This is a genomic window from Pseudomonas sp. HLT2-19-2 (genome assembly GCF_054898005.1).
In genome coordinates this window covers 2,583,688-2,602,056 of record NZ_CM142712.1, presented here as the reverse complement: position 1 = coordinate 2,602,056, position 18,369 = coordinate 2,583,688, and the positions used below count along the sequence as shown (strand labels likewise).

At 58.0% G+C, this 18,369-nt stretch carries 19 protein-coding genes and 1 pseudogene; 7 read left to right on the top strand and 13 right to left on the bottom strand.

From position 1 onward, the window contains the following. Positions 1-17 precede the first annotated feature (17 nt). The 4 genes from ACYZTU_RS12185 to ACYZTU_RS12170 form a co-directional block, all read right to left on the bottom strand. Positions 18-425, bottom strand: a complete 408-nt coding sequence (locus ACYZTU_RS12185; RefSeq protein WP_461970433.1) for a response regulator — start codon at positions 423-425, stop codon at positions 18-20. A 146-nt stretch (positions 426-571) separates the two neighbouring features. Continuing rightward, a complete protein-coding gene (locus tag ACYZTU_RS12180) occupies positions 572-853 on the bottom strand; it encodes a pentapeptide MXKDX repeat protein (RefSeq protein ID WP_461970431.1) in 282 nt (93 codons plus the stop codon). 71 nt (positions 854-924) lie between these two features. Next, positions 925-1,710 (bottom strand): molybdopterin-dependent oxidoreductase, encoded by a 786-nt coding sequence (locus tag ACYZTU_RS12175; protein ID WP_461970429.1) that lies wholly within the window; start codon positions 1,708-1,710, stop codon positions 925-927. Continuing rightward, positions 1,707-2,327 (bottom strand): cytochrome b/b6 domain-containing protein, encoded by a 621-nt coding sequence (locus tag ACYZTU_RS12170; protein ID WP_461970427.1) that lies wholly within the window; start codon positions 2,325-2,327, stop codon positions 1,707-1,709. The genes ACYZTU_RS12175 and ACYZTU_RS12170 overlap by 4 nt, the downstream gene beginning before the upstream one ends. A 166-nt stretch (positions 2,328-2,493) precedes the next feature. On the opposite strand from ACYZTU_RS12170, the gene ACYZTU_RS12165 reads away from it, so the two are divergent. Then, a complete protein-coding gene (locus ACYZTU_RS12165) occupies positions 2,494-3,435 on the top strand; it encodes a class I SAM-dependent methyltransferase (protein ID WP_461970425.1) in 942 nt (313 codons plus the stop codon). Here ACYZTU_RS12165 and ACYZTU_RS12160 read toward each other — a convergent pair. After that, complete coding sequence (locus tag ACYZTU_RS12160; protein WP_461970423.1) at positions 3,419-4,195, bottom strand: helix-turn-helix transcriptional regulator; 777 nt, start codon at positions 4,193-4,195, stop codon at positions 3,419-3,421. The genes ACYZTU_RS12165 and ACYZTU_RS12160 overlap by 17 nt on opposite strands. A gap of 111 nt (positions 4,196-4,306) precedes the next feature. On the opposite strand from ACYZTU_RS12160, the gene ACYZTU_RS12155 reads away from it, so the two are divergent. After that, positions 4,307-5,410, top strand: a complete 1,104-nt coding sequence (locus tag ACYZTU_RS12155; protein WP_461970421.1) for an extracellular solute-binding protein — start codon at positions 4,307-4,309, stop codon at positions 5,408-5,410. 78 nt (positions 5,411-5,488) lie between these two features. Further along, complete coding sequence (locus tag ACYZTU_RS12150) at positions 5,489-6,610, top strand: DmpA family aminopeptidase (protein WP_461970419.1); 1,122 nt, start codon at positions 5,489-5,491, stop codon at positions 6,608-6,610. On the opposite strand, the gene ACYZTU_RS12145 is transcribed toward ACYZTU_RS12150, so the two are convergent. Then, positions 6,567-7,217 carry an NAD(P)H-dependent oxidoreductase gene (locus ACYZTU_RS12145; protein ID WP_461970417.1) on the bottom strand — a complete coding sequence of 217 codons (651 nt, stop codon included), beginning with the start codon at positions 7,215-7,217 and terminating at the stop codon, positions 6,567-6,569. The genes ACYZTU_RS12150 and ACYZTU_RS12145 overlap by 44 nt on opposite strands. Positions 7,218-7,303: 86 nt before the next feature. On the opposite strand from ACYZTU_RS12145, the gene ACYZTU_RS12140 reads away from it, so the two are divergent. After that, the gene (locus tag ACYZTU_RS12140; RefSeq protein WP_461970415.1) at positions 7,304-7,957 is read left to right on the top strand and encodes a TetR/AcrR family transcriptional regulator; all 654 of its coding nucleotides are present in this window, start codon (positions 7,304-7,306) and stop codon (positions 7,955-7,957) included. Between the two features lie 70 nt (positions 7,958-8,027). On the opposite strand, the gene ACYZTU_RS12135 is transcribed toward ACYZTU_RS12140, so the two are convergent. Together ACYZTU_RS12135 and ACYZTU_RS12130 are read right to left on the bottom strand one after the other, a co-directional pair. Continuing rightward, on the bottom strand, positions 8,028-8,750 hold the full coding sequence (locus ACYZTU_RS12135) for a GNAT family N-acetyltransferase (RefSeq protein WP_461970413.1): 723 nt from the start codon (positions 8,748-8,750) through the stop codon (positions 8,028-8,030). A 149-nt stretch (positions 8,751-8,899) separates the two neighbouring features. After that, on the bottom strand, positions 8,900-9,469 hold the full coding sequence (locus ACYZTU_RS12130) for a YceI family protein (RefSeq protein WP_461970411.1): 570 nt from the start codon (positions 9,467-9,469) through the stop codon (positions 8,900-8,902). 240 nt (positions 9,470-9,709) lie between these two features. Between ACYZTU_RS12130 and ACYZTU_RS12125 the strand changes: the two are divergent. Continuing rightward, positions 9,710-10,084: pseudogene (locus tag ACYZTU_RS12125) on the top strand (NmrA family transcriptional regulator); the annotation flags it as partial. A 4-nt stretch (positions 10,085-10,088) separates the two neighbouring features. Here ACYZTU_RS12125 and ACYZTU_RS12120 read toward each other — a convergent pair. The 4 genes from ACYZTU_RS12120 to ACYZTU_RS12105 all read right to left on the bottom strand — a co-directional run bounded on the left by ACYZTU_RS12120 (position 10,089) and on the right by ACYZTU_RS12105 (position 15,322). Further along, on the bottom strand, positions 10,089-10,778 hold the full coding sequence (locus tag ACYZTU_RS12120) for a phosphoribosyltransferase (RefSeq protein ID WP_461970409.1): 690 nt from the start codon (positions 10,776-10,778) through the stop codon (positions 10,089-10,091). Positions 10,779-11,000: 222 nt separating this feature from the next. Beyond that, positions 11,001-11,648 (bottom strand): hypothetical protein, encoded by a 648-nt coding sequence (locus ACYZTU_RS12115; protein ID WP_461970407.1) that lies wholly within the window; start codon positions 11,646-11,648, stop codon positions 11,001-11,003. Between the two features lie 614 nt (positions 11,649-12,262). After that, a complete protein-coding gene (locus tag ACYZTU_RS12110) occupies positions 12,263-13,621 on the bottom strand; it encodes an MATE family efflux transporter (protein WP_461970405.1) in 1,359 nt (452 codons plus the stop codon). A 270-nt stretch (positions 13,622-13,891) separates the two neighbouring features. Next, positions 13,892-15,322, bottom strand: coding sequence for an IS1182 family transposase (locus ACYZTU_RS12105; protein ID WP_461965502.1), 1,431 nt, complete (start codon positions 15,320-15,322; stop codon positions 13,892-13,894). An 807-nt stretch (positions 15,323-16,129) separates the two neighbouring features. On the opposite strand from ACYZTU_RS12105, the gene ACYZTU_RS12100 reads away from it, so the two are divergent. Continuing rightward, positions 16,130-16,492 (top strand): DUF3885 domain-containing protein, encoded by a 363-nt coding sequence (locus tag ACYZTU_RS12100; RefSeq protein ID WP_461970403.1) that lies wholly within the window; start codon positions 16,130-16,132, stop codon positions 16,490-16,492. A gap of 20 nt (positions 16,493-16,512) precedes the next feature. Here ACYZTU_RS12100 and ACYZTU_RS12095 read toward each other — a convergent pair. Beyond that, a protein-coding gene (locus tag ACYZTU_RS12095) for an IS3 family transposase (protein WP_461964900.1) occupies positions 16,513-18,065 on the bottom strand; the annotation gives its coding sequence in 2 pieces (ribosomal slippage) (positions 16,513-17,603 and positions 17,603-18,065; 1,554 coding nt in all). Here ACYZTU_RS12095 and ACYZTU_RS12090 point away from each other — a divergent pair. Beyond that, positions 18,032-18,277 (top strand): DUF3885 domain-containing protein, encoded by a 246-nt coding sequence (locus ACYZTU_RS12090; protein WP_461970401.1) that lies wholly within the window; start codon positions 18,032-18,034, stop codon positions 18,275-18,277. The genes ACYZTU_RS12095 and ACYZTU_RS12090 overlap by 34 nt on opposite strands. Positions 18,278-18,369 lie beyond the last annotated feature (92 nt).

Here is an 18,369-nt window from a genome sequence, read left to right as displayed (position 1 = left end):
AGCATGGCAATAACGTTTCAGCCAGTCGTCTTCGGCTTCAAGGCACCGTTCACACAGTCCAGCAACTGCCCAATCGCCCACGGTTTCTTGATGAACGAAACCGAATGCCTGACCCCGGCGCTTACCGGCGTTTCGAAGCCAGACATGATCATGATCGGTTTGTCCGGCCAGCGGTCGCCAAATAGATTGGCCAGGTCCGCGCCATTGAGTTCGCCCGCCATGGTGATGTCCGTGAGCAACAAGCTCACCTTTTGTGCATTCAGTTTCAGGTATTGCGATGCGGCGTCTGCGCTGACATGCGGTTCAACCACAAAGCCTTCGTCCTGAAGAATTTCGCAGAGAAACTCCAGGATCAGCGGGTCGTCCTCCACCACAAGAATCAACCCGCCAGGAAGCTTCTCGCCCGCCGTCGATACTGGACTCATGACTGTGCCACTCCCTGATTGCCTAAATGATTTCGCGGCTGAAATCCGCTGTCTATCAAATATGAGCAGTGGACTCGGCGGAAAATTCATTTTTGATACAACCGGGTGATGAAATCAGGATCTGGCCTCGAAGAAGGGTGTTCGGATCAGTACGACGGAGCGTCTTTTTTCATGGTGTCCTTGGACATCGCGTCCTTCTTCACTTCGTCCTTGGACATGGAGTCTTTTTTCATCGTGTCCTTGCTCATGGAATCCTTGGACATGGCGTCCTTTTTCATCGTGTCTTTCTGCATGGCGTCTTTAGACATTGAATCCTTGCTCATGCTGTCGTTGCTCATGCCGTTATGGGTTGTTGCATCGGCGGCAAACACGCTGGCGGCGCCAAATGCCAGGCACATGGACAGTACGGTGGTCGCTAACTTTTTCATGATGAAACTCCTTGAAGCACAGGTTGCTAATCAGCGCAGCGAGTGCTGCGCAGTGAAGTGGCCAGGCGCCATCAGCTGCCACCGAACCAGCTGTAGCCCTGGTCTTCCCAGTAGCCACCCGGATAGGTGTTGGTGACGAACATCGCCTGAATGTGTTTGGGATTCTTGTAGCCCAGCTTGGTGGGCATGCGCAGCTTCATCGGGAAGCCGTACTGGCGAGGCAGCACCGCGCCGTCATAGGTCAGCGTCAACAAGGTTTGCGAATGCAGTGCGGTGGCCATGTCGATGCTGGTGTAGTAGTCGTCCGCGCATTTGAAGCCGATATACTTGGCATCCGTGTCGGCACCGACCCGCTTCAGGAAGTCGCTGAACCGTACGCCGCCCCAGCGCCCGATCGCGCTCCAGCCTTCGACGCAAATGTGCCGGGTAATCTGTTCGGTCTGCGCCATAGCTCGCAGCTCTTCGAGCCGCCAGCTGCGCTTGTCCGCGACCAGCCCGGTCACTTCCAGTCGATAACTCTCTTCCTCCACCGTCGGCGCCTCTTCGATGCCATAAAAGGCATTGAACGGAAACGGCCGGGTGATCATCGACTCGGGATAGGTCGGCGCCAGTGCGTTGGGGTTGAACAACCAGCCCTGCACCCGATCGTTGAATCGGGACATGGAGGACAACGCGGTTTCAACGCTTTTGTTGTCGGTGAGGTTGCAGCCGGACAACATGGCCACGCCGCCGAGGGTCAGGCCGCGCATCAGGAACGAGCGTCGTGAGCGGTCCTCGATCTGCGGTGCAATGATTTTTCTGGCGTCTGTCAGGATGGACGACTCGTCCAACCCTGAGCCTTGAATGCGCTTTTTCATAGGGGCTCCTTGCGACCGACAATCATCGCCCATAACGTTTTGGGAACCAGCGCGACCATCACCAGATGAACCGCGACAAAGGCCACCAACAGTGACATCGCGATGAAGTGCACGTGCCGTGCGCCTTCGTAACCGCCCAGCAGTTCACGCAACAGCGGAAATTGAACGGACTGCCACAACACCAGCCCGGAAATAACCAGCAGCGTGATGTCGAGCATCACGAACAGGTACGCCACCCGTTGCACCTGGTTGTAATGACTCAGATCGGCATGCCCCAACCGCCCTCGCAACCCCGCCCACAGGTCATGCAGGACACCGTTAGGCGAAACCGGGAAAAAGCGCCGCTTCAGACGACCACTGACGAGGTTGATGATCAGGTAGACAAGACCGTTGACGGCCAGAAGCCACATCGCCGCGAAATGCCATTGCAACGCCCCGCCGAGCCAGCCACCCAAGGTGATCGTTTTGGGGAAACTGAAGTCGTACAGCGGGGAAGCGTTATAGATTCGCCAACCGCTGGTGACCATGACCAGCACCGCCAGGGCATTCAGCCAATGGGTCAGCCGTAGCCAGCGGGGATGTGTGCTGACCGTGGGTGAAGCAGGTAACTGCGACATGATGGGCTCCCGGCGGTTGATCGTTGGAGCCGAGTATGTGAGCAGATAGATCGCTAAATCCTCACGTAAAGTTAAATTAAACGTGATAACTCTCGGCGCCTTGCAGCGGTCCTCGCGCCGCAATTGTGTTTAAAATGCCGCCCCTTCTCATTGCCGACGCTGCCCGATGAACTCAGACGCCCTCTCCACCCTCCACGACCATTTACTGACGGCCCTGGCAGCGGCCCCCGCCGAAACCCGCCGGCTGTTCCACGGCCGTGGCCGTTGCTGGCCGGGGCTGGAGCAATTGACCGTCGATTGGCTGCAGGGCGTGGTGCTGGTGTCGCTGTTCAAGGAACCCGAAGCATCGCAACTGGACGCGTTGAAACAGAAGCTGATGGACGTCACGCAATCGCCTGCGTGGACGCAATCCGGCGCGCACACGCTCTTGCTGCAACATCGCTACCTGCTGCAAAGCACGACCGAGTGGCTGTTGGGGGATGCGATCGACGAGATGACGATCACCGAGGGCGGTCTGCATTACCGGGTGGACCTGGGCCGCAAACAGAACACTGGCCTGTTCCTCGACATGCGTTACGGCCGCGACTGGGTGCGGGCCAATGCCCAGGGCAAGCGCGTGCTGAACCTGTTCGCCTACACCTGCGGATTCTCGGTGGCGGCCATCGAAGGTGGTGCAACGCACGTGGTCAATCTGGACATGTCGAGCCCGGCCCTGAGCCGTGGCCGCGACAATCACCGGCTCAACGGCCACGACTTGAGCAAGGTGACTTTCCTCGGTCATGACCTGTTCAAATCCTGGGGCAAGGTGATCGGCAAGGGCCCTTACGACCTGGTGATCATCGACCCGCCGTCCTTTCAGAAAGGCAGTTTTCTGCTGACCAAGGACTACCAGCGCGTGCTGCGCCGGCTGCCGGAACTGCTCGGCCCCCAGGGCACGGTTCTGGCGTGCATGAACGATCCGGCGTTCGGTCCGGACTTCCTCATCGACGGCGTCACCCGCGAAGCACCGAGCCTGCGTTTCGAGCAACGGCTGGACAATCCGCCGGAGTTTGCGGACGCCGATGTTGAATGCGGGTTAAAGGCGTTGGTGTTCAGGCTGGAGGATTGAGCACCAACGCAAACAACTCACCATGTCCATTCACATTGAGCTTGTGATAGAGGTTGCGCCGGTGCACCTTCACCGTCTCAGGGGAAATGCCCATCTGTTGGGCGATGGCCTTGCTTGAGAAGCCCTGGAGAATCAGTCGCGCCGTTTCGATTTCCCGCACCGACAGGCGCGCGTCGAAGCGATCCAGCAGGGTCGCCAGATCCCCGGCCACCGCTTCGGCGGCCGGTCCTTCCGGCGGCATTAATTGCAGGTGACGGCGCATCGCCGCCAGCACCCAATCACGCACGCAGAGCAGGCGACCCTGCTCTTCAAGGCTGAACCGCGTCGAGCGGCCGAGGGACAAACCGAGCACGGCGCCATCGACGTTGACCATGAACTGCAACTCGTCACCGCCCACCACGGTGCCAAAGTAGCTCAGGTAGTACTCGCTCTGCTGGAACTGGTCAGGTGCGACCGAGTCGAGGTTGTGCAAGCCGTCGGCAATGCCGGCGCAGGCAGCCTGATAAAACGGATCGAGCAGGTACATGCCGGCGCTATAGTCCGCCAGTTCTTCATGCTCGTCGGCGCCACCTTTGGCGTCGAAATCAATCAGCAGGCGCGGCACCCGCCCGGCCCGCATCACCGCGACCAACGCATTATCCAGCGGCACCAGCAGGCGCAGCGTGTCGACGAGCGCGCGCCAGAACCCGTCCTGCCCCACTGCACCAAATACCCGCGCCAGCCCTTGGTGCACCGGTAACTCTTTCAACAACGCGTCCACGCACTACCCCTTTCGAGTAACCCATGATGGGAATGGGTGAGTCCACTCCCTGCCGATACGCTGCAAACACCTGATCATCACCGGCCTGCAGCAGGCCAGGAGTGCCGCATCATGAGTCGTCACCGTGCGTATATCAATCTTGGACTGGGCGCCTGTCTGTCGGTCTCGCTATCGGCGGTTGCCGCCGAGGGCCCGACAGTTCACGTGTACAACTGGTATGACTACATTGGTCCCACGACCCTGCAGGATTTCAAACGTGACACTGGAATTTCGCCGGTCTACGACACCTTCGACAGCGCCGAAGTCCTGGAGGGCAAATTGCTCACCAGCCGCAGTGGATACGACGTGGTGGTGGCCAGCAACTTCAGCCTGCCGACCCTGATCAAGGCCGGTGCACTGGCCCCTCTGCCGCACGCTCAGATGCCTGATTTCAAAAACATGGACGCTGACCTGTTGGCGAAACTGGCCAACAACGATCCGGGCAACAAGTACGCCGTGCCGTATCTGTGGGGCACCAACGGCATCGGCTACAACATCGACAAGGTCCGCGCCGCGCTGGGCGACAAGGCGCCAGTGGACTCCTGGGACCTGGTGTTCAACGAAGAGAACCTGGCCAAGCTCGGCCAGTGCGGCGTGGCCATGCTCGACTCGCCGGCCGAGATGCTGCCAGTCGCCCTGCACTACCTCGGTCTGCCACCTAACAGTACCAACCCCGAGGACTACAAAAAGGCCGAAGCGCTGCTGCTCAAGCTGCGTCCGCACATTGCCTACTTCAACTCGTCCAAGTTCATCAGCGACCTGGCCAACGGCAACATCTGCGTGGCTGTGGGCTGGTCCGGCGCGATGCTGGAAGCCAAGACCAATGCCGAGCAGGCCAACAACGGCGTGAAGATCGCCTACAGCCTGCCGAAGGAAGGCGCGCCGGTGTGGTTCGACACGCTGGTGTTGCTCAAGGACGCGCCGCACCCGGAGCAGGGCCTGGCCTTCATCGACTACCTGATGCGCCCCGAAGTCATCGCCCCCGTCAGCGATCACCTCTCCTACCCCAATGGCAACCGCAGCGCGACGCCCCTGATGGCCGAAGCCACCCGCAACAACCCGGCCGCGTATCCGTCGGCCGAAGCCATGGCCACGTTATTCACCCTTCAGCCTCTGCCGCCCGCCACCGAGCGCGTGCGCACGCGGATCTGGAGCAAAGTCAAAAACGGTCAGTAAGCCCCGCCGTAGCGGCATCTGCTACAGGGATTGCGTTAGCCAATAACTTTTTTGAATAAATTGAAGATGAGAGAAACGATGAAACCACGTGCCCGCGACCTGAACATCCACTTCGGCCAACTGCAACCCGGCCCGCTCAACGCCATTACCGATGTCCCTGGCGTCCGAGTCGGCCACTGCAATGTGCGAGGACGCACGGCGAATGGCCGCGACATCCTGACCGGCGTCACCGTGATCGAGCCGCGTGCTGGTTCCACCAACCAGCAACCGTGCTTTGCCGGCGTCCATGTGCTCAACGGCAACGGTGATGCCACGGGACTTGAGTGGATTCGCGAGGCAGGCCTTTTGACCAGCCCGGTCGCTTTCACCAACACCCACAGCCTGGGCGTTGTGCGCGATGCGCTGGTGACGCTGGATCGCCAGAACCAGCCCGATGACGGGCGCCTCTACTGGAACATGCCCGTGGTGCTGGAGACCTTCGACGGTCTGCTCAACGACATCAACGGTTTCCACGTGAAGCCGGAACATGTCGCCGAAGCCCTGCGCACGGCGGTGGATGGCCCAGTCAGTGAAGGCGCCGTCGGCGGCGGCAGCGGCATGATCTGTCACGAATTCAAGGGCGGGATCGGCACTGCTTCGCGACGTCTGAACAGTGCTCAGGGCGGCTGGACCGTCGGCGCCATCGTTCAGGCCAACCACGGCATCCGCAACGAATTGCGCGTCGACGGTTACCCGGTCGGGCGCTACATGGAAAAGGCCGACTCGCCGTTCCTCAAGGCGTCCTTGCCGCATCCTGGCATGGGCTCGATCGTCGTTTGCCTGGCCACCGATGCGCCGTTGCTGCCACACCAGTGCACGCGCCTCGCGCAACGCGCCAGCCTCGGCCTCGCCCGCACCGGCGGCGGTAATGAAGACCACAGCGGTGACATCTTCATCGCCTTCGCCACCGGCAACCAACACGTGCCGCCGGCCGCTTATGAGGGCAAAGGCGCGCCGACCTGCGACAACCTGAGCATGGTCAACAACGACCACATCAGCGAGCTGTTCCTGGCCGCCACCGAAGCGGTGGAGGAAGCGATCATCAATGCCTTGCTGGCCTCCGATACTGCCGAAGGCAATGGCCATGCGGTGCCGGGACTGGATGCCGGGACGCTGCTCAACGCGCTGCGTCGGGCTGGCTGGCCGGGCGAACAGGTTTAGCAGAGTTGAGGGATCTGGAGGCCGCAAAGAGCTCGCGACCTAGGCTTCTCGCGGCGTCCAAATGTACAGCTGGATCCTGAATTTCCGATTCGAGCAGCAGTTCGGACGTCACCACCTGCGCACCGCAATAGTCAAAAATTCCATGGTCAATCTGCGTCTTCATGGCCTCGGCATAACCGTGCCGGGCGTAGGTTGTAGCGTCGGCACCGCCCACTCCGATCAGGTGAACCCGTAGATGGCCAAGCTTCTTCTCCAGCATGGCATCTGCACCGAAATCGAACGCCCAGCCGTTGGCGAACACCCGATCAATCCAGCCCTTGAGCAGCGCCGGCATCGACCACCAGTAGACGGGATAAACCAGCACCAGCGCATCGGCGCGGTCAATCCGCGCTTGCTCGGCAACCACATCAGCAGGGGGCGGTGCCTCCCGGTGATGCACTGCCAGATCAGCGGCGCTGAACTTCGGATCGAACCCTTCGGCCGAGAGGTCGGCGATTTCAACGGTGTGACCGGGATCGTCCAGGGCGATGCCCTCAGCGACTTGCGCGGCCAGGCTTTGCGTCAACGAACGAGGATCGTGATGAGCCACAACGATAAGCGCGTGCATGCTGGAAACTCCTGATTGAGAGCACAAGGCGGACCTTATATACTCTTGGTAAGTTACGATCAGTAAGTTACTTTTGGTACATAGCCATGTCAACCCCCGAAACAGACGCGCAAGACTCCACCCCGCCACCGCGACGACGAATGTCCCGGGAGGACCGCCAACGCCAGTTGCTGGACGTCGCCTGGCAACTCGTTCGGGAAGAAGGCACGGACGCGCTGACATTGGGGCGGCTCGCCGAGCAAGCCGGGGTGACCAAACCGGTGGTTTACGATCACTTCACCACGCGATCCGGGTTACTGGCGGCGCTCTACCAGGACTTCGATGCCCGACAGACTGCGCTGATGGATGCTGCGCTTCAGGACAGCGAACCGACGTTGCCCGGCACCGCAAGAGTGATCGCCTCGTCGTATGTCGACTGCGTGTTGCTTCAGGGCAACGAGATCCCCGGCGTCATCGCGGCACTGGCCAGCTCCCCGGAACTGGAGAAGATCAAACGCGAGTACGAAGCGATTTTCCTGAACAAGTGCCGGACCGCCCTCGCCCCTTTTGCTGGTTCGGGTGATATCAAGGCAGCGGGATTGCGGGCGATGCTCGGTGCGGCGGAAGCCTTGTCCCACGCCGCGGCAAATGGAGAAGTTACTGCCGTGCAGGCACAGGACGAATTGTTTGAAACCATCGTGGGGATGGTTGAAAGGAGTGCGCGTGGAGACGCAGGAGAGGTCGCCGGGGTTGATGCCTGAAACAGACACAAAAAAGCCCTTGGCGCGTTGTCCGCACCAAGGGCTTTTTTTGCATTGCGTCGAAGGTGACTTAGACCAACCGCAGTCGAGGGGAATGGGCTGGCACGGCACCTTCACCCAGTCGCTCCCGGACAAAATCGTTCGCTTTGCGCGTCATCTGGTCCAGATGTCGGTCACGCTGCTTTTCCGCATCGAGCATCGCGCGCTTACCGTGTTTTTGCAGCAGGTACGTATGAATCTGTCGCACCTCCAGCGAGCTGTAGATCGACGCCACGTCCAGCAGGGCCATCAAGCCGTCGGTGCCATGGTCACGGGTGTTCATCAGCACCTGAGTACCGCGCACGCCCACTAGCTGAAACCCCATTGCCTCAAAATACGGAACCTTGGTCACAGCGCACGTCAGTTCGGCATGCGGATAGCGGCCGACCATCTCCCGCAGCATCTTTCGGGCGACACCCTGACGCCGATGGCTCGCATGCACCGCCATATACGCCACGCCGCACGCCTCGGGATCGTCCTTGACCGGCAAGTACAGCAAGAAGCCGACAACCTTCTCGGGGTCGTCTTCGTCGGTCGCGACGAGCAACTCCACGGCAATCCCTTTCGCCCCGTTCAATGCCTCCAGATACAGATGAACCTCGTAGCCGATCGCGTACTGGTACACGTTGTACAACAGGTTGCTCGGCGCGATAGCGATCATGCTGATGTCGGTCAGGTAATCGACCACCATCTGCAGGATCTGGCTATTGATGTGCTCGGGGCACGGGGTTTTGAAATGGGTGATCTGGGGCATTCGTGCTCTGACTCTGGGACGGACGTGAAGAATGTGTTCGCGGGCGTGCCTATCATAACGTGCTGGAGCAGCGTGGCTTACAAAAGTACTCGCCGGTATGGACAAGTCCCTGTGGCGAGGTGCAAACAACGTGGAGTACCAGACGCACGTTACTGCTGCGGCGCAACCATGCGAAACCGGATGTTGATTTTGTCAGAGACAACACCGTCGGCCCATTCACCCTCACCGACTTTGAAGTCGCTGCGTTTGAGCGTTAACTGGCCATCGAAAATCCCGATGGCATTCTCGGACTTCAGCAGCACCGGCACATCCACTTCACGCGTGATCCCCCTGAGCGTAAGTTTTCCGGTGATCGAGTAGTGGTTGTCGCTCAACACCTTTACGCCGGTCGATTCAAACGTCGCCACTGGATACGTTGCCGAGTCGAACCAGGCCGGCTTTTGCAGTTCGCTGTTGGCGTCGCTGCTTCCGGCATCGATGCTGTCGAGCTGGATGGTGAGTGCGGTGTGGGCTGCTGACGGGTTCGCCGTGTCGAAATCAAGCGTGGCGTCAAACTTGCCGAACGTGCCGTATACCCGCGAGGAGAACTGTTTAAACGTGAAGGAGATCGTGCTGGCGGTTTCATTCACCTGCGTGTACTCAACCGCCTGGACGCAAGGCAACGCGCCGAATGCGAGGGCGGCAACCAGCACCGCGCAGGTCGGGAATCGATGTTTCATGGGATTCTCCGGTCGGGGCTCCCGTCATGAGCTGAGGCGCCGCACACGTTAGCCAGCGATAGGTGGACTAAAGCAAAAGAACGCGGTTTATTCCACCAGGCGCTCAGACTTCCGACCACCTGTCGGCCAACACGAGTGGCCACCCGAAACGGCCGCCGCCCGGGTGTTTAATGACTGCCCGACTCACCGCATCGGGAGATTGGCCATGAAATTCGTCATCATCGGAGGAAGTGGGCTGATCTGCGGGCCACGCAGTTCTTCGAGTTCGTGGGTGCCGTTGCTTACTCAGATCGCGAGGACGGCAACATCATCCATTTAACGTCCGCCGCGTTGCAACCGGTGGCCTCGGTCGACGTCGCGGCCGCACTGACGGCTATCGCTCAAAAAGCGCCGATCAATCAGACCGTGGAAGTAACCGGCCCGGATCGCCGCCCCATTGTCGAGTTCGTGAGTGAGTACCTGAAACACACCAAGGACCCGCACGAGGCGGTTCCGGACGACACGGTTCCTTACTTCGGCGCGCCGATCGATGACAAGTCCCTCACGCCAGGCGATAAGCCCATTGTCGGAGCGACCCGGTTTGAAAACTGGCTAGAGGCCTCGCATCCTTCTTGAGTCGCTATTGGCGATGATGATCAGCGGCGCTGGACTCTCGCAGCCACGCCCGCTGCAACAGCTTGATGACTTCGGCATCCGAGGTCTGGGTAAAGTCCATGTACCAACGGCCGATCGACATGAGCCAGTCGGGAATGAGCGGGCATATCAACTCATCCACCTCACTGCGCAGCGCCTCCGCCGTCTCAATCGGCGCCACCGGCACGGCGACGACGATACGAGACGGCGCGTGCACACGCACCGCGTGTATCGCCGCCATCATCGAGGCGCCTGTCGCCAGGCCGTCGTCGATCAGGATCACCACCTGATCCTTGAGTTGCACAGGCGCGCGCGTTCCCCGGTAAACCTGCTCGCGGCGCAACAGCTCCCGGGTTTCCCGTGCGACCACGGTGTCGAACGTGGCCTGATCAATCGGGTGGGCCCGCAGCGCGTGTTCATTGAGGATTTGGATGTCGCCGCTGGCGATGGCGCCCATGGCGAGCTCCTGATGGGACGGAACCCCGAGCTTGCGCACCAGCATCAGGTCGAGGCGAACCTCCAGGGCGGTGGCCACTTCATAAGCGACCGGCACACCGCCACGGGGCAAGGCGAGGACGATGACATCGGGTCTATGCGCGTATTTGAGTAACGGCTCCACAAGACGTCGACCGGCCGCGGCACGGTCCTGCAAGAGGGTTGGCGATGAGGAACTCATTGAAAACCTCCTCAGGCGATCACGCCTGCCGGTTCGCTTCACACGGTCACTCAGGATTGTCGGTCTGACGGTGGCTGACATCAAGCTCAGCCGTGATGTATCCGACCTTCCGACTCAAAACAAAGCGACCTCCCTGATGCAGGCTTTTATTATCACCTGCACAAAGAAGGTCGCGCCTGTCAGGCTCAGGACAAGCCCGCAAGGTTTACGCAGTGAAGCGGACTAACGTGCGCTCGCAACTGTCTGCGGAGAAATAACAACGGAGTCCTGTAGTTTCACACGCTGAGTCAATGCCAGCATCGTCAGGAAACCCAGTGCAATCAGTAGCGGATACGCCATCAACAGTTCGCAAAGGGAGTATTTCCAGGCCAACGGGCGCCCGACTCCCAGCATGGCCGCATACATCCAGGACACGGCCGACAGCGAGCCGCAGAACAGCGCCATCATCCGTGCGCTGAAGCCAAGATTGAGCAACGAGCCTGCCTTTTGCAGCGCGGGCAATACCAGGCGATGCAACAACAGGCCGTTGTAACTCAGCAACACGACAATAATCACTTTGGCGTGAAGCTTTGGATTCATAAAGTAATTCATACCTTTTTCCAGGTAATCAATACCGATGACGGCGATGCCGGTCACCCACAAAGCTATCAATGCAACGATGACAGACTTCTGAAGACTTTCCATGTGAGCATGATCATGCTCAGTGAATGCTTTTCGTTTTAACAGATCTCTAACCATCGCAATATCACTGGTCAATACCAAGCCAATGGCCACACAACACGACACTAAATGAACGTAAATCACGCCCAATCGCAAAAACCCCATAAACTCTTTATTTTCGAGCAGGCTCATAATTGTATTTATCGCCACGGTACTTTCCCCACCTTATTCGATAGTACAGATCGATAATTAACAGGGCATCCAACGCTTCAAAACCCTGTACGATCTTACTTTTATAAGATATGCCAAATCATAAACTTGGCACTGCTTAGCCCATTGATTCGCCTGGCAAACCAATGACCGGCTTATTATTGCCTCCTGAATTTCAGGTAAAAAAATCCCCATTAGCATTCAATGCCCATGAGGTTTATTTTCCACTTCTTTTCTGCGGCTGCAGGAGCAGGTCTTGGGTGACGTGCTGCAGGATCAGAGGCCAGGGATCCTGGAATGTTCATTTTTTGATCACACCACCGACAGACGGTGGTTACTGCGAAAAGACATTCGCATCGCAGTAGCACGTGCATTTCCCCCAGAACCCCCATGGTAACTGGCCTAGTGAATTACATAAGTTTAAAACAGTGTTTATTGGATCCATTAGTTGTTGCCATGCTCACGATAAGTGCAATAGCGACCCACTCTCATTTAGAACTGACACCCACTACAATAGTCATACTTTTCACTTTAAAAAACACACTAACTTTATCGAGCGTACGGACAGCACGTTAAACCTAATCAACTGCACGGTCAGCGCTCCTCCTGCCCGCCTACACCAACCGCTCAATCTTCTGATGCTGCCAGACCATTTTGTAATACGCCGTCTGCAATGCCAGCATCCCCAGATACGCCACCGGAAACGCCATCCACACACCCTGCAACCCGAACCGCGCATCCAACGCATACGCCACCGGCAATTGCACCAGCACCACGCAAACAATCGAAATCGCCATCGGCACCAGCACCGAGCCGCTGGCGCGCATGATGCCGCCGACGATCGCCTGGAAGCCGAACACCAATAGGCTCCAGAGCATGATGTGCAACAGGTGTTCCGCCATCGCCCGGGTGGAATCCTCCGTGAGGAACAACCCCAGCAACCAGTGCGACAACAAGTAACCCAACACCACCAACCCACCGGTCAGGCACACATTGATCAACAGCCCCGTGCGCAGAATCGGCGCCATGCGCTCAAGGCGCCCTGCCCCAATCGCCTGAGCGCCGAGGATCGACGCCGTGATCGCAATCGACAGCGCCGGAAACTGCACGTAATTGACGATCTGCGTCACCGCCCCATACGCCGCCGTCGCCTGCGAACCGTGCTGATTCACCAGCGCCAGAATCACCAGCTCCGACACCGACAACACCACCATCTGCAACCCGGTCGGCAACCCGATGCGCAGCACCTTGCCGAGAATCACCAAGTCCAACCGCATCGCCGCAAACATCTCCCGATCCGGCGCCAACGGATGCCCCTTGCGAATCAACCGCCACGCCAGCCACCCCATCGCCGACAAATTACCCGCCAACCCGGCATACGCCGCACTCTGAATCCCCATCATCGGCAGCCCGAACCAACCGCGAATCAACGCCGGCGTCAGCGCCAACCCGATACACGTTGACACCACCAACGCCACCAGCGGCGACACCGTATCGCTCACCCCGCGCAGGAGTTGGGTGAAGAGTACGTAGACCAGGAGGGACGGCATGATCCACATCATTACGTGGGCGTAGGACACTGCGTCGTCGAGTACGTCTGCCGGGGTCCCCAAGCCCTGCAACGCTGGTCTTGCGAATACGCTGCCGAGTACCGCTGCTGTCAGGCCGATCATTGCGCCTAACAGCAAGGTTGTGCCGGCGATGGTCTTCACCAGATGCGGTTCACGCGCGCCCCAGGCTTGGCCGATCAGCACACCCGCACCCGCGCCGAGGCCGATAACCAGGGCGATGAAGAAGAAGACGATGGGGAACATGCCCGAGACGGCAGCCAGGGCTTGAGTGCCAAGCATTTGGCCGATGTAGATGCTGTTGATGGTGCCCGACATGGATTGGAGGAAATTGGAGAGGACCATGGGGGCCAGGAAAAGGAGGTAGGTTTTCCAGAGGGGGTGTTGGGTGGCGGGGGTTTGCATTGAGGGTCCGTCTCGGGGTGGGCTCGTGTTTTGGAAATTCTACGCTAGGGGACTGGGTACCACCCGATTCGATTTCTCAAACTTGAGTAGTATGAGTAATGTCTGCTTTCGGCCCAGAGTGTGTAAAAACGCGCTGATGCACTGTCGGCGCGCAGCGCCGACGGTTGTTAGCTGAGTAATTGCTCGCAACAAGTCCTGCGGATCATTACTAGGGCCTGGGAGCCCCCAGCGCCGCTTCTACCTTGCTGGGTGGCCAAAATACAGACCTCTTCAGGCCGACAGCGCCTTCATTAAACCGCTGGTACCGAGAATTTTCATGACCCGCTTCAAGTTGTAGGCGAGGACGTTCAAGCTCATCTCCGCACTTACTCCGTTCAGCTTTCGTGTCAGGAAATGCGTGGCGCCCATCCATTGTTTGAGTGTCCCGAAGGGATGCTCGACCGTACGCTTGCGGATCCGCATCATGTCCGGCGCATTGCTCAGCCTGTTCTGCATTTCCTCCAGTACGGCTTCATGCTCCCAGCGTCGAACCCGCCGTTCCGTGCTCGGTGTGCACTGCGGTTTCATTGCGCAGCCCCGGCATTTCGAACTCCAGTAACGGTGCAACGTCAGGCCTTTTTCAATGTTGGTATAGCGCCAGATCAGCGCCTCTCCAGCCGGGCAAATGTATTCGTTTTTTGCCGCGTCATAGATGAAGGCATCATTATTGAAACGCCCGTCTGCTTTGGCTCCAGAGGTCATCGGCTTGGGCACATAGGCGGTGATGCCTGCATCGTGACAAGCCAGGATTTCTTCGCTTTTGAAGTAACCTCGGTCAGCCACTACCGAAAGCGTTTCTGACGCCATCGCTTCGCGGGCCTGCTTGGCCATCGAGCTGAGTTGATCGCGGTCGGAACCGACGTTGGTCACCTCATGTGCAACGATCAAATGGTGCTGGGTATCGACCGCTGTCTGCACGTTGTAACCGACGATTCCAGTGCCACGAGTCATCATGGAGCGGGCGTCTGGATCGGTCAGTGAGACCTGTTTATCCGGCGATTCGTTGAGCTGAGTTTCAATGACCTGTAACTCTTTCATCTGAGCTTTGAGCTTGTCGATTTTCTCTTGCAGACGAGTAGCCTTGGGCTGTGCGATCGAGGGTTCTTGCCGATCGGCTTCGTCGAGCGCAGTCAGGTACCGATTGATACTTGATTCAATTTCTTCCATTCGCCGCTTCAGTTTGGCGCTGGTGAAATTGCGGTCGCGGTTGTTGACCGCCTTGAATTTACTGCCGTCGATGGCAACCAGATTTTCTCCGAATAATCCCAGCTGCTGGCACAGCACCACGAACTGGCGGCAGACGCCTCGGATGGCCTTACTGTTGTCTTTTCGGAAGTTGGCAATGGTCTTGAAATCGGGCATCAAACGCCCGGTCAGCCACATCAGTTCGACGTTGCGTTGGGCTTCTCGTTCCAGGCGTCGGCTCGACTGAATGCGGTTGAGATAGCCGTAGATGTAGATCTTCAGCAGGACAGCGGGATGGTAAGCCGGCCGGCCAGTATCTGCCGGTATGGCGCCTTCAAAACCCAGTTTGACCAGGTCAAGTTCGTCGACAAAGACGTCGACTACGCGCACCGGATTGGTATCCGTGACGTAATCGTCGAGGCTCTCCGGAAGGAAGGTTCCTTGGCCTCGATGTTCACCTTGGATAAAGCGCTTCATGGGCGATCCCTGCGATGAAATCCTCAGAAATCATAGCAAGGGTTTGTGAAAGCGTTTTTACACACTCTGGGCCAAAAGCAGTCACTCATGAGTACCTGCTAAACTCTCACACACTACTAGACTGCTAGGCCGCCAGACATTGAATCCCGCTCTCACCATCAACCCGAAAGATGGCTCTATCCATATAGCAATCGCTGGATGCAACTTTGTAATCGAAAGTACATTTACCTCCGATACCACAGCGGCACCACTCGCGCAGTTCTACCGATCCGAACAGGATCACAAAAACGGGTACGTGTGGCGTACGTATCAGGGAATCAGTATTGAAGGCGTATCGGGTGGTTTGGCGCTTTGCTTCCATTCTGGTCGACTGACTGAAGTCCATATTGGCGCCTCTGTGCCACGCACAGGAACCGAAAACGGCTGGCCTACGAGAGAATTAATTGAACTAGAAGTCAACTTTCTAAAAAACTCATTCAGGCGACAGCTTTCACGCTCATTCCAGACCGACCTGGAAAGGTTTTCATGGGGAAGCGCTTGGGCCAAATTTGATGAGAAAGGATTCTCGGCTAGCGCTGGAATAAGCTATACACCGATATCACCAAGATCACATACCTAAGTACTACCGTCCACATAGGCATCGGCTCTCGGATTTTGATGTTGATTTTAGGCTGATGTCGATGCCGATCGGTTGAATCCACAGCCATATACGGACGCTCGCGGCTTAGCTCAGATCTTAGGTATACAGTAATATCCGTCCGCACCGCCCAACCTATGGAGTCGGGCTTGTAGCCATGAAGGGATCTAGTGAATCTACAACTTGAAATTCAGAGGATCTTTGGGGGCGAAGCATTTGCCAGGCCACTTTTCTATTCCTATCCGGGAGGTTTGCGTTTTGAGCTCTCTGAAACTGGTGGAGTGATTGAGCAATTTCTAACAGCACTACGAAAATCAACAAAGATCTGCAGCGATATCTTCCTTGATGACGCGACGTTTGTTGCTTGTCTGCGCATTCATTCTGGCAGCAACCGATTTGCTCATCGGCCCGTGATTCACGCTCTTCGATCTGCCGGCATTAACATACCCACGGAATGCTCAGTCTGGAGTGAGGAGATAGATCCGGAGGAATGGTTTTGCGAAAGTGAGCCGGAGCGGCGTTTTTCAAGGTAGTTGTCGCGTCAACCGTCTAACTATGCCGCTCTTTTCTCAACCTGTTGCTCTCGATCCGGGTTCAACAGCACGGTACCGACCGGCTCCCAGTTACGTGTTCGACCCGACCACCGTTCCGGCTTTTTCTCTTTGGCTCGTTCGTACAACTCATGTCGCCGCGCCAGGATCTGGTGGTCCAGCCCTCGATGCCGCTCCGTCGGTGTCACGAAGCGGATCCGGCTATGCCGGTGCTCGTTGTTGTACCAACGCATAAAATCCCTCACCCAAGCGCGTGCGGCGTCCAAGCTGGCAAAACCCTCCTGCGGCCATTGCGGGCAATATTTCAGCGTTCTAAACAGCGACTCCGAGTACGGATTGTCGTTGCTCACTCGCGGTCGGCCACGGGACGGCGTGATGCCCAGGTCGTACATCTTGCTCAACAGCGTCAGCGATTTCATCGGCGCACCATTGTCCGAGTGCAGCACCAGCGGCTCGCGTAAACACTGCTCGCCGATCACGCTGCGTTGCAGCAGCGCAGCGGCTTTTTCGCCGCTTTCTTCTTCGTAAACTTCCCAGCCCACGGCCTTGCGGCTGTAAATATCTTCGATCAAATACAGGTAGTAGTACTTGCCGCGTATCGGCGACGGCAAATACGTGATGTCCCACGACCACACCTGATTGGGCGCTTTGGCGACATGCGTCGTCGGTGCCGCATGCCGTCTGGGTCGCTGGCTACGGCCCCGATGATGTTGCTGACCGGCTGCACGCAGGATGCGATAAAACGTCGCTTCCGACGCCAGATAACGCCCCTCGTCAGCCAGCCTCGGCACGATCTGACTCGGCGGCAAATGGGCATACGCAGGGCTGTTACACAGGGTCACGATCGCTTGTCGTTCGATCTCGCTCAACGCATTACGCGGCGTGGGCCGCACGGTGGTTGTGCGGGCATCGGCTTGAACATCCTCACTCTGAGTCCATCGCTGCAAGGTTCTGAGCGACAGCCCCACCTCCTGGCACGCTCTGATTTTTCGAGCACCGGCCACGATGGCTTCGATCAACCAAGCCACCAACAACTGCCGTTCCGGCAAAGAGGTCAGGTGTCCTCGTTGTCGATCCCCCAGTAATCGTTGAGCTTTTTTCGCAGCACCAACAACGCGGCGGTCTCGGCCAGCGCCTTGTCTTTACGCAGCAGTTCGCGCTCTAGTTGCTGAATACGTTTCTTGTCCTTGCGAGATTGTTCGCGGTCGACCTTTTGTTGGTTCTGAACACTCTGCTGCCCCGTGATACAGGCTTGGCGCCAGGCGCTGACGTGTTCGGGGTACAGACCTTTTCGTCGGCAGTACTCACCCAGTTCGAGCTGCGACAGACCGGCGGTTTCAAGGACGACAGCGAACCGGGCTTCAGCAGACCAGTTCTCGGGGAGTGGCTTGTCTTCAGGCACGGCGCTTCCTTCAGAACTGACCTTCTTGCGCCAGTTGGACAAAGACATTTCGCTAACCCCTTCACGCCGGGAAACCTCGGCCATTGTCAGGTTCAGCGGGGGAAGCAGCATCTTGAGTAATGCGGCTTTGCGTTCAGGTGAATAGTACGGCACGACCAGTCTCTTTCCGCCCCCGATATGCTTTTTCAGGAAAATTCGGAGAGGCGACAACTATCCTGACACCGGGGGCCTACGACGACAGAGGTATGGATGTGGTTGGCCCCAACAAAGATCTGCTTTCACAGCTGTATCGTCAGCATCATACATACCTGCTGGATTACGACCGACACACGATGGACACCACATTCGCAGGGCCTGCCCGCTAGCCTCATTGCTTACATTGGAGCTGAAACCGTGCCCACAGCCCACAAGCCCACAAGCCCACCGTCTCCTATGGGTCGATTGCAGTCCATCGCGA